General features: G+C 36.9%; 11 protein-coding genes. 6 read left to right on the forward strand and 5 right to left on the reverse strand.

Annotation, left to right across the window (positions count from 1 at the left end; genetic code table 11):
* The coding region (locus HRT72_05440; GenBank protein NQY67153.1) for a hypothetical protein at positions 1–308 on the reverse strand (308 nt) is incomplete at its 3' end.
* A gap of 1 nt (position 309) precedes the next feature.
* Positions 310–858 (reverse strand): RNA polymerase sigma factor, encoded by a 549-nt coding sequence (locus HRT72_05445; GenBank protein ID NQY67154.1) that lies wholly within the window; start codon positions 856–858, stop codon positions 310–312.
* Positions 859–1,047: 189 nt separating this feature from the next.
* On the opposite strand from HRT72_05445, the gene HRT72_05450 reads away from it, so the two are divergent.
* Positions 1,048–1,209, forward strand: coding sequence for a hypothetical protein (locus HRT72_05450; GenBank protein ID NQY67155.1), 162 nt, complete (start codon positions 1,048–1,050; stop codon positions 1,207–1,209).
* Positions 1,210–1,296: 87 nt separating this feature from the next.
* Positions 1,297–2,025 carry a Bax inhibitor-1/YccA family protein gene (locus HRT72_05455; GenBank protein ID NQY67156.1) on the forward strand — a complete coding sequence of 243 codons (729 nt, stop codon included), beginning with the start codon at positions 1,297–1,299 and terminating at the stop codon, positions 2,023–2,025.
* A 28-nt stretch (positions 2,026–2,053) separates the two neighbouring features.
* Here the strand turns inward: HRT72_05455 and HRT72_05460 are convergent, their stop codons facing one another.
* The 3 genes from HRT72_05460 to asnS are packed head-to-tail and all read right to left on the reverse strand — an operon-like array spanning position 2,054 to position 5,554.
* The gene (locus tag HRT72_05460) at positions 2,054–2,665 is read right to left on the reverse strand and encodes a hypothetical protein (protein ID NQY67157.1); all 612 of its coding nucleotides are present in this window, start codon (positions 2,663–2,665) and stop codon (positions 2,054–2,056) included.
* Position 2,666: 1 nt separating this feature from the next.
* A complete protein-coding gene (gene rpoN, locus HRT72_05465) occupies positions 2,667–4,103 on the reverse strand; it encodes an RNA polymerase factor sigma-54 (protein NQY67158.1) in 1,437 nt (478 codons plus the stop codon).
* A 14-nt stretch (positions 4,104–4,117) separates the two neighbouring features.
* Entirely contained in the window at positions 4,118–5,554 is a 1,437-nt protein-coding gene (asnS, locus tag HRT72_05470; protein ID NQY67159.1) for an asparagine--tRNA ligase, read from the reverse strand.
* A 179-nt stretch (positions 5,555–5,733) separates the two neighbouring features.
* On the opposite strand from asnS, the gene HRT72_05475 reads away from it, so the two are divergent.
* From HRT72_05475 to HRT72_05490, 4 genes are all read left to right on the forward strand, one after another.
* Complete coding sequence (locus HRT72_05475) at positions 5,734–7,680, forward strand: TolC family protein (protein NQY67160.1); 1,947 nt, start codon at positions 5,734–5,736, stop codon at positions 7,678–7,680.
* A gap of 2 nt (positions 7,681–7,682) precedes the next feature.
* On the forward strand, positions 7,683–8,807 hold the full coding sequence (locus HRT72_05480) for an efflux RND transporter periplasmic adaptor subunit (protein NQY67161.1): 1,125 nt from the start codon (positions 7,683–7,685) through the stop codon (positions 8,805–8,807).
* Positions 8,807–12,439 carry an efflux RND transporter permease subunit gene (locus HRT72_05485; GenBank protein ID NQY67162.1) on the forward strand — a complete coding sequence of 1,211 codons (3,633 nt, stop codon included), beginning with the start codon at positions 8,807–8,809 and terminating at the stop codon, positions 12,437–12,439. Before HRT72_05480 ends, HRT72_05485 begins: the two co-directional genes overlap by 1 nt.
* A 96-nt stretch (positions 12,440–12,535) precedes the next feature.
* Positions 12,536–13,663, forward strand: a 1,128-nt coding sequence (locus HRT72_05490; protein NQY67163.1) for a 1-deoxy-D-xylulose-5-phosphate synthase, incomplete at its 3' end; no start/stop codon positions are given.

Below are 13,663 nucleotides of genomic sequence, written 5' to 3' on the forward strand. Positions count from 1 at the left end.
GATGGCTCGTCATTTTCTGAAATTTCATTCGAAGCTGTTATCAGTTGCCCAACACTTTTATTCATCTCGATTTCTGCAACAGGTATTTCCGAAACGGCTGCTGGTTGTAAAATAAACTGAGTCGCCACTATAGAAACACCTCCTATAAAGGAAGCAGCTAATCCCATTTTCCACCAATAGGCTGCAGGTCTCTTTTTAGATTCCGTTAGCTCCGCTTCAATGTTTTCCCAAACAAAATCGTCGGGCTCCATTTCGAATTCTTCGAATGCTCCTTGCAGTTGGTCTTCTATATTGTCGTTTTCCGCCATGTTATATCACTCTTTTCATAAACGATTCTTTGTCACTTTGTAGCCATTTTCGCAATTGTGCTTTAGCACGAGAGTACTGCGAATAAGAAGTATTCTCCGAAATATTGAGTCGATCAGCAATCTCTTTATGGCTATATCCCTCAATCGAAAAAAGGTTAAATACCATTTTGTATCCGTCGGGAAGGAGATTAATAAACTTCATAATGTCATCAGCATTCATCTGTGCTTCTACTTCCGGATTTGTATTCGCTTCATCTTCTGCATCTTCAATATCTACTTCATGTTTTGTTTTCTTAGATCGAAAATTTTCAATTGCCGTGTGAACGGCGATTCGTCTAATCCATCCTTCTAAAGACCCCGTTCCTTTATAGGTATCTAGTTTTTTAAAAACTTTAATAAAGGCTTCTTGAAGAATGTCTTGGGCTTCTTGCTTATCTGTAGAGTATCGAAAACAAACGCCCAGCATCTTTCTACTATACTTTTCGAATAGGCATTTCTGTGCGAACAGGTTTCCCTGTAAACATCCTTTTATTATTTCCTCATCAGACATGTCTGAGCATTTCTTTAGCGCTTATATGGTAGACGATAGATTAGTTGAAAACCTTGCACAGCTATCAAATATAATTAATGGAATAAACCTTTGTACGTTTTAAATATTGCCAGACTAAGGCGTTGAGATAGAAATACAAATTGCATGGCGAATTTTTTTTTAAGTACTTTACAACCTTAAAATAATATTATGAAATTAATAGGAATAGGAGTTATCATCTTAGGAGTAGCAATTTTAATGGGTAGTAAAGCCATTGGCATGGAATCTAATTCTGGTTTAGGAACAAGTGCAATCGCACTTATTGTTGGAACAACTTTGCATGTAGTATTGAATAAGAAAGCCGCAGAGTAGAAAATAAAAGTCTTGCTTAATCGTCTACATGCTTAGTACGTATTCAAGGAAGTAGTAAAATTATAAAAGGGAAGTGATATGAATTTAATGAAGTCAAGTAATCCAATTCTAAACGAAAAACGATTTAATATCGATGTGGCCGATAGTCAACTAATGACCATGAATGGCACCGTTAATAAAATCGGTATCATGGGATTATTGGTATTGGCTTCGGCATATTATACTTGGGACATGGTTTCAAATACCGGCGAAATGCCACTTAGTTGGGCAATCGGTGGAGCTATTGGTGGTTTCATTGTTTCGCTAATAATAGTATTCAAAGCGCATCTCGCTCCATTGTTGGCGCCAATTTATGCAGTATTGGAAGGTCTGTTCTTGGGAGCTATCTCTGCAGTATTTGAAGGTATTTATCCTGGTATCGTTTTTAACGCAGTTGGATTAACATTTACAATCTTGTTCTCTCTTTTGTTCTTGTACAAATCTGGTTTGGTTAAGGTCACAGAAAAATTTAAATCCATTGCAATGATAGGCGCAGGTGGATTAATGATGTTCTACTTCCTTTCATTTATGCTAAGTATGTTCGGTATAGGAGACATGGGAATCATGCACGGAAACTCTCTAATGAGCATAGGATTCTCGCTTGTTGTAGTTGGTTTAGCCTCTATGTTCTTAATGATGGATTTCGATTTTATCGAGAAGAGCGTAGAAAACAAAGCTCCGCAATACATGGAGTGGTATGCTGCTTTTGGCCTTATGGTAACTTTGATTTGGCTTTACATGGAGATACTAAGATTGCTATCTAAACTAAGAGATTAAGCAGAATTAGAACTAACCTGATTTAATCCTAAAGAAACAATATCAGCTGGGAAGCAACTCCTACAACAAATCCGGAAAGTACTTGAGATGGGGAATGGGCTTCTAAATTAAGCCGGGAATAACCAACAAACCCTGCAATAAGAACAGCTCCTAAGATTAACATTTCCAAGCTTTGCATTAGTATGTAGGATATAGCGATTAACATTCCTATTACTCCTCCTATGCCCATCATATGGGTGCTAATCTTCCATTTAAAGCTAATTATAAATGCGATCAGAACGGTAAATGTGCATCCCAAAGTAAAGAGGTAAACCATTATTGGAACACCCGGAATGCTCTTTAAGACGGAGCAGGCTATGGTATAAAACAGTAGAGTATATACCAATGGTAACCTTCGACCCTCTACACTTTGAAGATGGAGTGTATCGTTGTTTCTTCCGCGTAAAATAAAAATGGTTACAACTACTGGACATACCAAGGTGAGAAATAATAAGGTGGCAGTTATAATTTGCGCAACAGGTGGAGCTATAAAGATTGAGAAATATGGAGCTAAGTAAATAAGAAGCAATGACCCTACAGTGGGCATATATAATGGATGAAAAAGATAAGCTATGGCGTTAGCCAACATAGATTTCTGCATCCTAAAGTTCTTTTCTTAATCGAGCTACCGGGATATTAAGTTGCTCGCGATACTTTGCAACCGTTCTTCGTGCAATATTGTAACCCTTTTCCTTTAAAATTTTCGTCAGCTTTTCGTCTGTTAAAGGTTTGTCTTTTGGCTCGATCTCTATAAAGTTCAAAAGTATTTTTTTAACCTCTTTGGTAGAAACATCTTCTCCACTATCTGTAGATAGGGACTCAGAGAAAAATGTCTTTAATAAGAAAGTACCGAATGGAGTTTGGATGTATTTACTATTCGCAACACGTGAGATAGTAGAAATATCGAGTTCAACAATTTCGGCGATGTTCTTTAAAATCATTGGACGCAACTTTGTCTGATCTCCATCTTGAAAGTATTCTTTTTGGTAATCGATAATAGCCGACATAGTAGACTGTAATGTATGTTGTCTTTGTTTAATGGCATCGATGAACCAATTGGCAGAATCTATTTTTTGCTTAACGAAAGTGATGGCTTCTTTTTCCGTTTTGGTTCTCTTTCCCTTATTTAAAGCAAGGCCTTGAAGCATTTCCGAATAGGTTCTACTCAAGTGTAGTTCAGGCGCATTTCTCGAATTCAGTGTTAATACCAATTTGCCTTCGTCGTTTTTAAGAAGGAAATCTGGGATTATGTGTTGACTTGCTTTTTGTGTTTCACCTAAAGAATTTCCTGGTCGTGGATTTAACTTTAAAATTTCATCTATAGCATCTTTTAGCTCATCGTTTACAAGCCCCATTTTTGCTAGAATTTTGTCGTAATGCTTCTTCGTGAATTCATCGAAGTAATTTTCTAGCACATCTAAAGCATTCTTTACTTCTTGACTATTATCAAAATTTGCTTTCTTTTTTATTTGAATTACTAGACATTCCTGTAAGTTTCTGGCACCTACTCCAGCAGGATCGAAGTCTTGAACCACTTTCAAAAGTCTTTCTAAATCTTCAACAGTAGTGGATATATTTAGCGCGAATGCAATATCATCTACAATAGATTCTAACTCTCTACGGATATAACCATCGTCGTCTAAATTCCCAATAAGGTGCTGTGCAAGGGTGTTATCTTCATCTGAAATTTTACGAAGTCCGAGTTGAGAAGTAAGGATTTCTTGAAACGACTTCCCTACAGAAATAGGAATCGATTTATCCTCATCATCCGGACCTGTGTTTTTTGCAGAAAGCTTGTAAGATGGTGTCTCATCGTCAGAGATATAATCCGATAAATCAAATTCATCTTCTTTCTCATCTGCATCGTCATGATCTAATACCTCTTCTTCTTTACCCTCCTCTAAAGCTGGGTTTTCTTCGATCTCGTCTTTAATTCTTTGCTCTAAAGATGTGACAGGAACCTGAAGTAACTTCATCAACTGAATTTGTTGAGGAGATAATTTTTGAAGTAGTTTCTGATTGAGGTTCTGTCTTAACATAAATATATAGCGTTTTAAAAGTGAGCGTTCTGTGGTGTTCTAGGAAACGGAATAACATCTCGAATGTTACCCATTCCTGTCACAAACATGATCAACCTCTCAAATCCCAGGCCAAAACCGCTATGCACTGCCGTACCGTACTTTCTGGTGTCTACGTACCACCATAATTCTTCTTCTGGAATATTAAATTCTTTGATCTTTTTCTGCAGTAAATCAAGACGTTCCTCACGTTGAGACCCACCCACAATTTCTCCAATTCCTGGGAATAAAATATCCATGGCAGCAACTGTCTCATTGTCATCATTCATTCGCATATAGAATGCTTTGATCTTTGCAGGATAGTCAACCACAATTACAGGACATTTAAATTTCTTCTCAACTAGATAGCGTTCGTGCTCCGATGCTAAATCAACTCCCCATTCTACAGGAAACTGGAATTTCTTCTTTTTATACGGCTTAGAATCTTGAAGTACTTTTATTGCTTCATTATACGTAATACGAACAAAAGGTTGATCAGCAACAAAGTTTAGTCGCTCGGTTAAACTCATCTCGTTCCGTTCTTCTTGCTTTTTGTTCTTGTCCTCATCTAATTCTCTAGCCTCTAAAAAAGCAATATCGTCGGCACAATGCTCCAAGGCATATTTAATAACCGACTTTAAAAAGTCTTCCGCTAAATCTTGGTTATCGTTGATGTCGTTGAAAGCAACTTCTGGTTCTATCATCCAGAATTCACTTGCGTGACGAGAAGTATTTGAGTTCTCTGCTCTAAAAGTTGGTCCAAAAGTGTAAACTTGTCCAAGTGCCATTGCTCCTAGCTCTGCCTCTAATTGTCCAGATACCGTTAGGTTAGTTTCTTTGCTGAAAAAATCTTTTGAATAATCTATTTCTTTCTCATCATTCAGCGGAGGGTTCTTTAAATTAAGCGTAGTTACTCTGAACATCTCACCCGCACCTTCCGCATCAGATCCTGTAATAATTGGCGTGTGCAGATTGAAAAATCCTTTGTCGTTAAAATACTGGTGGATAGCAAACGTTAGTGCATGTCTAATTCTGAAAACAGCGGAGAAAGTGTTTGTTCGGAACCTTAAATGCGCTTGTTCTCTTAAGAATTCAAGCGAATGTTTTTTTGGTTGAATAGGGTACTTCTCAGGGTCAGCGACCCCTAAAACCGTAATTGAAACAGCTTGTAGTTCCACGGACTGTCCGCTTCCTTCACTTTGAATTAATTTTCCATTTACCTCTAAACAAGCACCAGTTGTGATTTGACTCAATAAACTTTCGTCGAATGTTTCTGTCTCTGCAACTATTTGAATATTATTTATTGTCGAACCGTCGTTAAGATTTATGAACGCAACGTTTTTACTTGCACGCTTTGTTCTTACCCAACCTCTTACTGTGACTGCTTTTCCGGCTTGTTTGCCTTTTAGAAGTTCTCTTATTTTTATCGACATCTTTTCTATTTATTTAGAGTGTAAAAAAACGATAAATAACAGTCGGAAACAATATAGAACAGAGGTAGTCGTCTACTAATTTTGGTAGGTTGAACACCCAATAAAATTTAGGTGTTAAACCGCGGAAACATTCAATGCATTAATTTGTTTCCAGGGTTTGTATTAGGTTAATTTGTAGAATGAATCCAAAGTTTGAAAAAATTCTAATTGACGTCTATGCCTTGTATACAAGGAATGGAATTAAAAGTACCACCATGGATGATGCCGCTCGGGCATTGGGTATTTCGAAGAAGACACTTTACGTACATGTTAATGATAAGGCAGATTTAGTTTCTTCTGTTATTGCTCTTCAGATAAAACTGGACACCGAAGTAATGGACGAAATTTTTGCAAGCGGCATTAATGCTATCGAGGAATTAATCGCTTTACGTGCATACTTTAACAATAAGTTGGCAGAAATTCATCCGTCATTCCATTATGATATGGAAAAATATTATCCTGAATCGTGGAAGATATTTCTTGAATACAAGGATAATTACATTCTGGATTGTGTAATTAATAACATGAAAAAAGGAGTTAAGGAAGGGCTATATCGAAAAGAGGTTAACATTCAGGTTATCGCTAGGCTTTACACCTCTAGAGTAGACCTTGTTTTCGACCCAAGTGTTTTTCCCGTTTCGGAATTCAATTTTCCGGATGTAAATGTGGATATGATGGATTATCATGTTAGAGGAATTGCCAGCGATAAGGGAATTAAATTTCTTGAAAACAACGATATTAGCTCCATCTTCTCGAAAACAAAGTCGACGATAATTGCATCGGTAATTATGTTGTTTATGGTCAGCTTTAGTTTCGGACAGGCTGTATCTTACTCTTTGCAACAGGCACAGGATTTTGCTTTAAAAAATAGTGCTGTTGTAAAAAATGGAGAAATAGATATTGAGATTGCTAAGGCGAAAATTAAAGAGATAACATCTACTGGGCTGCCACAGATTAGTGGCGAGGTTAAGTACAATAATTTTATAGATATCCCTACACAGGTTGCACCTGCAAGGGCATTCGACCCAACAGCTCCAGAAGGACTACTGGTGCCGCTTCAGTTTGGTACTAGTAACAATGCATCTGCTGGTATTACAGCATCTCAATTGTTGTTCGATGGAACCTACATAGTAGGATTACAGGCTGCGAAAGTTTATCGACAATTATCGGAAACCGGAGCGAAGAAAGCCAAATTGGATGTTAAGGAATCTGTTGCCTCTAGCTATTATATGGCCTTGATGGCAGACGAAAATGTTAAGATTTATAAGAGGAGTTTAGACAACGTAAAAAAGACGTTGAATGAATTGATTCTCATGCTCAACAATGGATTAATCGATGCGCAGGAAGTTGATCAAATGAAATTAACTTCATCAACCATGACCAATATGTACGACAGGGCAGTTACGCAGAAGAACGTTGCTTTGGAGTTGCTAGAATATCAAATGGGGCTTAAGGGAGAAGGTGAAATTTCGCTTACTGATAGCTTAGGTGCTCTTATGAATTCGGCAGAAGACATAAACTTATTAGGGCAAAAACTAGATGTTAAAAGCCACATCGATTACCAACTTATTTCAAACCAGAAAAGCCTTCTTGCTCTCGATGTTAAAAAAGAGAAATTTAGACGATTGCCTTCTGTTGCTGGTTTTTTTACTCATTCACAAAATGCATTTTCGAATGAATTGAAATTTAGTAACTGGTACCCAACTACGATTGTAGGAGTGTCGGCAAATATCCCAATTTTTGGGAGCGGTATGTCTACGTATCGAATTAAACAAGCAACACTTGAATTAGAAAAAATTGAGAACACAAGAATTTCTTTACTTAAAGGATTAGAGTCTGGTTATGCTAATGCCCATTCGGAATATAATGCGGCAATAAAGAATGGAAGAGTGGCGAAAAGAAGTCGCGACTTGGCACAGCGAATTCTAGACAAGACGATATTAAAACAGAAAGAAGGATTGGCATCTAGTATGGAAGTTACTCAAGCCAATACTCAGTTCGTTAACGCTCAAGGGCAGTATATGAATTCGGTATTTGGATTGTTAACCTCTAAAATAAAGCTTCAGAAAGCATTAAACAGTTATTAAAAATGAAAAGGATATTATTAGGAGCAAGTCTTATTGCACTTATCGCATCGTGTGGGTCGGAGACAGCAGAAGTAGGTAAATTAATTGCCGAAAAAGACAGCTTAAAAAATGTTTATTCAGAGATAAGTAAACGAATGACTGAGTTAGATGATCTAATTGCATCTATGGACAGCACTTTTAAAGTGAAAAAAACATTAGTTTCTACGATGGTAGTTATGCCAGGAGATTTTGAACATTATTTTGAAGTGCAAGGAGTGGTTGATGCCGATCAAAGTGTCGACATTAATGTGGAAATGCCAGGTAAAGTGAAGAATGTTTATGTGAAAGAAGGGCAAGAAGTGGCTAAAGGACAAAAGCTTTTAAGCATAGATAACAATGAAATGCAAGGCCAATATAATTCGGCTAAAGCTCAATTCGATTTAGCGGAAACTACTTTCGAAAGAGTAGATAAACTTTGGAAGAAGCGTATTGGTTCGGAGATAGATTACTTAGCAGCTAAGGCCAGATTAGAAACGGCAAAGCAAATAATGAATTCTGCATTGGATGTATTAATGAAGGGGATGGTTAGTGCTCCAAGTAATGGTATCATCGATCAAATAATGGTTAAGAAAGGAGAAATGGCAAGTGGTATGAAACCGGTGATTAGATTGGTGAATACGGATGACGCCTACCTAGTAGCAGATTTGTCTGAGAAGTATATCACATCGGTTAAAAATGGCAACTACGCGAAAATAAATTTCTCATTATTGGATGATAATTGGTACGAAGGAGAAGTTATCGCAACAGGGAATTATATCAATCCAGGAAATAGGACTTTTAGAATTAATGTAAATGTAGACTCTAAAGGATTTCAGATGAAACCTAATATGTTGGCTGTGATTAGAGTGATGGATCTTAAGGCCGATAGTACAATAGTCTTACCAGAGAAAGCAATTTTGGAAGACAGTAAAGGAGCTAGCTATGTATTTGTGAACGATGCGGGAATTGCAAAAAAAGTAAGTATCGAAACAGGTCTTTCTTATCGTGGAGAAACAATGGTAACAACAGGTTTGAACAAAGGAGATAACGTAATTGTTTTGGGAGCACGAAGCTTAAAAGACGGCGAAAAAATTAACATCAAGAACTAATGGCAGAAAAAGGCCAAAATAGAATCTCGAAGGAATTTGTCTTATCGACTCTTTCTATAAAGAATAGAACAACTGTTCTCGTTCTTACAGGGATAATCTTGTTTATGGGAATTTTCTCTTACAACAAAATGCCAAAGGCTTCCTTTCCAGACATCGTGATGGCTCAAATTTACGTGGGTACACCATATCCGGGTAACTCTCCAGTGGATATCGAAAAACTTATTTCACGTCCCTTGGAAAAGGAAATCAATACTATTTCAGAAGTAAGTAAACTAACTTCAACTTCTATTCAGGGATTTTCTATGGTATTAGTAGAGTTCGATTCAGAGACTACCGTGGAGGAAGCCTTACGAAAGGTGAAGAATGCTGTAGACAATGCTCGATCGGATCCTAGCTTTCCTACTGATTTGCCTTCTGAGCCAAGCATTACAGAAGTTGATTTTTCTGAGATGCCAATTCTTAATATAAATTTATCTGGGAATTATTCTACTGAACAATTGAAGGAATATGCTGAATATTTGGAAGATAAAATTGAAGAGATAAGTGAAATATCAAAAGTAAATATCCGTGGTCTTCAACAAAAGGAAGTAGAGATTAGTGTAGATATGCATAAAATTGAGGCATTAAAATTAGGCTTCAATGACATTGCAAGCGCTATAGCAAACGAGAATATCACTATATCTGGGGGTGATATTTTAATAGGAGGTATTAGAAGAACGGTGCGTGCGGTTGGTGATTTTAAATCAATGGAAGACATTGAGAATATCATTATTAAACGAGAAAAATTCAACATCGTTTATTTAAGAGATGTAGCTGAGGTGAACTTTAAGTTTGAGGAAAGAACGAGTTATGCCCGTGAATTTGAGAAGCCCGTAGTAATGTTGGATATTATAAAAAAAGCGGGCGAAAATTTATTATCAGCTACCGCCAAAATTGATATTGTGATTAATGAAGCAAGAATTTCCATGCTTCCTGCAGATTTGGAAATGACAATAACTAACGACCAATCTGCACAGACTAAATCGATGGTTAAAAATTTAGAAAATTCAATTGTACTAGGAATACTTCTGGTAATATTAGTTCTGTTGTTTTTCTTGGGAATTAGGAATGCTCTCTTTGTTGGAATGGCAATACCGTTATCCATGTTTGCCTCTTTTGTTATTTTAAGTATGATGGGATATTCAATTAATATGATGGTATTATTTGGATTAATCCTAGCCCTAGGAATGCTTGTAGATAATGGAATTGTAATTGTTGAAAACGTATATAGATTGATGGATGAAGGTTTGTCCCCAATTCAAGCAGCAAAAGAAGGAGCAGGAGAAGTGGCAACAGCAATTATAGCATCAACAGCTACTACTCTTGCGGCATTTTTACCTTTAATATTTTGGCCAGGTATGATGGGAGAATTTATGGGGATTCTTCCTGTAACATTAATGATAGTTCTTGGGTCATCGCTCTTTGTGGGATTGGTAATAAACACTGTATTTACTTCACTTTGGATGAAACTCAAAGAAGATGAAATAGTAAAGGACCCGAAACCAATTGTCAACATAATTCTATTTACGGCCTCCATCTTTTTCGTGTTCATGAGTGACGTAATGGGAAATATGTTAGGTGATATAAAGCAAATGTCGGGTTTGATGAATATGCTTGGAATTATCGGTTATATGGCTGCACTTGGCAGAATTTTATTTCGATATTTTTTCGTGACAAAAAACACTTTGTTCTTAGATATGCTTAGTCCAATACTAATACTGTTAATTACAGGAATCGGTTTTGATCTAATAGATTATCCTGTGCTTGGTAATCTGCTAATTGTGTTCTCCTCATTTCTCGTGTTAAATACTATATTTTTTACACCATATTCCATTAAGTTTCAAAAGACTGTTATTCCTATAATGGAAGAAAAGTATAAAACATTCTTATCGTATGCCCTCAATGGTAAAAGACCAAAATTCTTTTTTATAGGAGTTATTCTGATGTTTATATTTTCCGCAATGATGATGAAAGCATTCGATATTAAGACTTTATTCTTCCCAGAGAATATGCCTAAATACGTGAATGTATTCATAGAGCTTCCTATAGGTACGGACATCGAAGAAACGAATCTTGCGACAAAAGATCTTGAAGAATTACTAGTTGATTATGTCAAGAAATATGAGGTAACTGAAGATGGGCAAACCTTTAATTATTTAATTGAGAGTATAATTGCAAATGTTGGTGATGGAACTAGTGATCCTGCTGCAGGCCCGCAAATTGGTAAAACACCACATAAAGCAAGGATAAGCGTTTCTTTTGTTGACTTCCAATACAGAAGAGATATAGACACTAAAACTGTAATGGATGACATAAGAAATGTTGTTAAAGATAAAGTGCCAGGTGTTAGGGTTTCTGTTGACAAGGATGCAGCTGGCCCACCTACCGGACCTCCAATAAATATTGAAATAGCAGGAAATGATATTGATTTGCTTATTGATGAGGCGGAGAAAGTAAAGCGATTTGTTGAGTCTAAAAATATTCCAGGCATAGATGGTTTGAAATTAGATGTGGAAATAGGTAAGCCGGAATTAATTGTAAAAATTGATCGTAAAAAAGCCCGACGTTTAAACTTATCGACTGCTCAAATTGCTACTACAATTAGGACATCGTTATACGGAAAAGAAATTTCTCAATTCAAAGATGGAGAGGATGATTATCCAATTCAAATAAGATTTGCAGACAAATACAGATATGATATTGAGTCACTGATGAATCAACGGATTACATTCCGAGATCAAACAAATGGCAAGATAATCCAAGTACCTATTTCTGCTGTTGCTGTCGTGAAAAAAAGCTCAACATATAATGCGATTAAACGAAAAAATATGGATAGGGTGATTTCAGTTTCATCAACGGTAGTTGAGGGTTATACAGGAAATGAAATCGTAAAAACGATTAAGGCTGAAATGGAAAACTATGAGTTACCTAACGGAGTATCAGTTAAATTTACTGGAGAGCAGGAGGATCAAGAAAAGGAATTGGCATTTCTAATAAAAGCATTATTGATGGCGGTGTTCCTTATTTTCTTAATAATAGTCTCTCAATTCAATTCATTCGGAACGCCATTTATTATTCTAATGTCGGTGCTATTAAGCTTGATTGGAGTTTTTGTCTTTTTCATGGTCTCTCTAAAGTTTATTATTATCATGGCAATGATTGGTATTATTTCTCTTGCTGGTGTGGTAGTAAATAATGCTATCGTGTTAATTGATTATACCAATCTAATAATGGATAGACGTAAATCTGAATTGGGACTGAGTTCAACCGATCGACTACCAGACTCAGAGTTGATCTTATGCATTGTAGAAGGAGGTAAGACGAGATTAAGACCAGTATTGTTAACTGCAATTACTACTGTCCTTGGGTTGATCCCATTAGCAACGGGTTTCAATATTGATTTCTTTAGTTTGTTAGCGTCATACGATGCTAAGATTTCGATAGGAGGGGATAATGTTGTCTTCTGGGGACCAATGTCATGGACAGTAATCTTTGGTTTAACGTTTGCGACTTTCTTAACATTGGTAATAATTCCAGTGATGTTCTTAATCAAGGAACGTTGGAAGACCTCGTTGATTATTAAAATGAAATAGAATGGTAGGATTTACACCTCTGCGCTTGGTCAATATTCGTGGTGTGAGCTGTGAAAACAGGGCTAATTAGGCTATCTTTACGTAAGCAATTCGCTTATGGCATACATACCGGGAGATTTACTCAAACAAATTACTGCCCCTTCTGATCTTAGAAAGTTGGATGCGGAAAAACTGCCTCAAGTTTGTGACGAACTTCGTAATTACATTACGGATGTAGTTGCTGAAAAAGGTGGTCACCTAGGTGCTAGCCTTGGCGTAGTCGAGCTTACTGTAGCATTGCATTATATTTTTGATACCCCAAAAGATCAATTAGTTTGGGATGTAGGGCACCAAGCTTATGGGCATAAAATATTAACAGGAAGACGAGATATATTTGATACGCAAAGAGTATATAAAGGAATAAGTGGTTTCCCTAAAAGGAGCGAAAGTGAGTACGATGCATTCGGTGTTGGGCATTCGTCCACGTCGATTTCTGCGGCACTTGGAATGGCAGTTGCAAATGAATATAAAGGCGACGACAGACAGCATGTAGCAATAATTGGAGATGGTGCATTAACTGGCGGGATGGCTTTTGAAGGGCTTAACCATGGAGGAGTGGAGAACTCTAATTTACTTATCGTGCTCAACGATAACTGCATGGCAATCGATCCCAATGTTGGAGCGCTAAAAGAGTATCTAACAGATATTACAACTTCACATACTTACAATAGAGTTAAGGATGAGGTATGGAATTTACTAGGAAAAGTATCTAAGTTCGGTCCGAACGCACAAGAAATAGCGCAGAAAATAGAGGGAAGTATTAAATCATATTTATTGAATCAAAGTAACTTATTTGAGTCCCTTAATTTTAGATATTTTGGTCCGATAGACGGTCATGATGCCGTTCATCTATCAAAAGTATTAAGCGATTTAAAAGATATCCCAGGACCTAAAATTCTACATTGTGTAACGCAAAAAGGAAAAGGATATAAGCCGGCTGAGGATGGAGATCAAACCAAATGGCATGCACCTGGGTTGTTCAACAAAGAGACAGGAGAGATAATTAAGATAACGCCTAAGTCTCCTCGACCTCCTAAATACCAAGAAGTATTTGGTCATACAATTGTTGAATTGGCCGAGAAGAACGACAAGATAATGGGAGTCACCCCAGCAATGCCTTCCGGATGTTCTTTAAACATTATGATGAAGGCAATGCCCAAAAGAGCATTTGATGTCGGTATAGCC

This window comes from Flavobacteriales bacterium (genome assembly GCA_013214975.1).
In the GTDB taxonomy this organism is placed as follows: Bacteria; Bacteroidota; Bacteroidia; order DT-38; family DT-38; genus DT-38.

Excerpts from the sequence above, each read along its gene's own strand:
- HRT72_05445 (NQY67154.1), bottom strand. The coding sequence starts at position 858 with ATGTCTGATGAGGAAATAATAAAAGGATGTTTACAGGGAAACCTGTTC.
- HRT72_05450 (NQY67155.1), top strand. The coding sequence starts at position 1,048 with ATGAAATTAATAGGAATAGGAGTTATCATCTTAGGAGTAGCAATTTTA.
- HRT72_05455 (NQY67156.1), top strand. The coding sequence starts at position 1,297 with ATGAAGTCAAGTAATCCAATTCTAAACGAAAAACGATTTAATATCGAT.
- HRT72_05460 (NQY67157.1), bottom strand. The coding sequence starts at position 2,665 with ATGCAGAAATCTATGTTGGCTAACGCCATAGCTTATCTTTTTCATCCA.
- rpoN (NQY67158.1), bottom strand. The coding sequence starts at position 4,103 with ATGTTAAGACAGAACCTCAATCAGAAACTACTTCAAAAATTATCTCCT.
- asnS (NQY67159.1), bottom strand. The coding sequence starts at position 5,554 with ATGTCGATAAAAATAAGAGAACTTCTAAAAGGCAAACAAGCCGGAAAA.
- HRT72_05475 (NQY67160.1), top strand. The coding sequence starts at position 5,734 with ATGAATCCAAAGTTTGAAAAAATTCTAATTGACGTCTATGCCTTGTAT.
- HRT72_05480 (NQY67161.1), top strand. The coding sequence starts at position 7,683 with ATGAAAAGGATATTATTAGGAGCAAGTCTTATTGCACTTATCGCATCG.
- HRT72_05485 (NQY67162.1), top strand. The coding sequence starts at position 8,807 with ATGGCAGAAAAAGGCCAAAATAGAATCTCGAAGGAATTTGTCTTATCG.